The sequence below is a fragment of the Angustibacter speluncae genome (assembly GCF_054777815.1).
Genome location: NZ_BAAHAF010000070.1, coordinates 1 through 1,907, shown reverse-complemented (window position 1 = coordinate 1,907; position 1,907 = coordinate 1). Strand labels below are relative to the sequence as shown.

At 77.9% G+C, this 1,907-nt stretch carries 1 protein-coding gene and 2 pseudogenes; all 3 read left to right on the top strand.

Annotated elements, in window-relative coordinates:
- Nucleotides 1-940: pseudogene (locus tag ACYVKY_RS08110) on the top strand (hypothetical protein); the annotation flags it as partial.
- Nucleotides 941-963: 23 nt separating this feature from the next.
- On the top strand, nt 964-1,644 hold the full coding sequence (gene sigM / locus ACYVKY_RS08105; RefSeq protein WP_460434461.1) for an RNA polymerase sigma factor SigM: 681 nt from the start codon (nt 964-966) through the stop codon (nt 1,642-1,644).
- 52 nt (nt 1,645-1,696) lie between these two features.
- Nucleotides 1,697-1,907, top strand: a pseudogene (locus tag ACYVKY_RS08100) (hypothetical protein); the annotation flags it as partial.

The following is a 1,907-nucleotide window of genomic DNA, read 5'->3' as shown; positions in this document are numbered from 1 at the left end:
CGCCGCCGGCGTGGCGGCGGGGGCCGCGGTCGCCGGTGCCGCGCGCGGGACCGGCCGTCCCGCGCCGTCACCCGCGCCGGACGAGACCGCGGCGATCAGCCGGTCCGAGCTGTTCGACGAGGGCGAGGCGACCGCGCCGGTGTCGTTCGCGAAGGCGGGCGCGGACCACGACCCGGACCGCGACCCGGGCCACGAGCGGCACTGGTCCGACGGCGACGACGACGCGGACTGGGACGGCTACGACGACGGCTACCAGGACGAGGGGTACGACGACCACGACGGCGGGTACGACGACGGGTACGACGACGGGTACGACGAGGACGACGACCGGGGCAGCCGCCGTCCGCTGATCGCGCTCGGCGTGCTCGCGGTGCTGGTCGTGGTCGGCCTGTTCCTCGCGATCCAGGCGATCGGCGGCATCGAGCTGCCGGGCGGCGGCGGCACCGCGCAGCCGTCGACCAGCACCTCCTCGTCCGCCCCGCCGGCGTCCGAGACCGCCGCGCCGCCCGCCGGGGGCGTCCAGATCTCGGGGGTGCGCACCCTCGACCCGCAGGGCGGCGACGGCGAGAACGACGAGACCGCCCCGGCCGCCATCGACGACGACCCCGCCTCGTTCTGGCGTTCCACCACCTACCGGTCCGCCGAGTTCGGCGGCCTCAAGGACGGCGTCGGGCTGGTCGTCACGCTGACCGCCGCGGCGCCGGTCTCCGAGGTCACGCTGCAGGTGAACGGCGGCGGCGGGACGGTCGAGCTGCGCTCGGCGCCCGGCCAGGGCCTGGAGGGCTCCGAGGTGGTCGCCACCGCCTCGCCCGCGACCGGCACCGTCACGCTGCGCCCGGACGACCCGGTCACCACCCAGCACCTGGTGATCTGGTTCACCGAGCTGCCCGACGTCGGCGGCAGCTTCCGGATCGAGCTCGCCGACGTGGCGGTGGCGTGACCCCGTCCCCGGACGGTCCCCCCGTGGGCCCGCCGGACGACCCGCGCGACGACCACGCGCTGCTCACCGCGCACGTCGCCGGCGACCGCAACGCGTTCACCGTCCTGGTGCAGCGGCACCGCGGACGGCTATGGGCCGTGGCGGTGCGCACGCTGCGCGACCCCGAGGACGCCGCCGACGCCCTGCAGGACGCCCTGATCTCGGCCTACCGCAACGCCGGGTCGTTCCGCGGCGACTCCGCCGTCACCACCTGGCTGCACCGCGTGGTGGTGAACGCCTGCCTCGACCGGCTGCGCCGCGCCAAGGCGCGTCCCACCGTCCCGCTGCCCGAGCACCACGACCCCGTCGCGCCCCGCGACGAGCACGCCGGCACCGAGGCGCGGCTCGACGTGATGGGCGCGCTCGCGCAGCTGCCCGAGACGCACCGCGCCGCCATCGTGCTGGTCGACCTGCAGGAGCTGTCGGTCGCCGAGGCGGCGCAGGTGCTCGGCGTCGCCGAGGGGACGGTGAAGTCGCGCTGCTCGCGCGGCCGGGCGATGCTCGCGCAGATCCTGCGTCCGGCGCCCGGCCCGGACGGCGGTGCCGCGCGCGACGCGGACCCCGGGAACCGTCCGCCGCCCGCGCGCGTCACACCCGCGAGCACCCCCGAGCCCGCCACCGGCGGGACGGCCGCGGGCGCCGGTCCGCCCGGGCCGGACGCCTGACCCGCACGACCAGCTCGCACGCCCCCACCCAGCAGAGAAGGCGGACCCCACGGTGACCAGCGCCGCGCCCGGAGCGCACCCCGACCCGGAGGAGGTCGACGCCCTGCTCGACCCCGCCGGCGGGGACGCGGGCGTCGCCGCGCACGTCGCGGGCTGCGCCGCGTGCACCGGGGTGCGCGACGACGTCGCGCACGCTCAGGCGCTGCTGGCCGAGCAGCCGCGGCTGAGCACGTCCGCCCTCGCGCGCGCGGTGTCGATGTCGA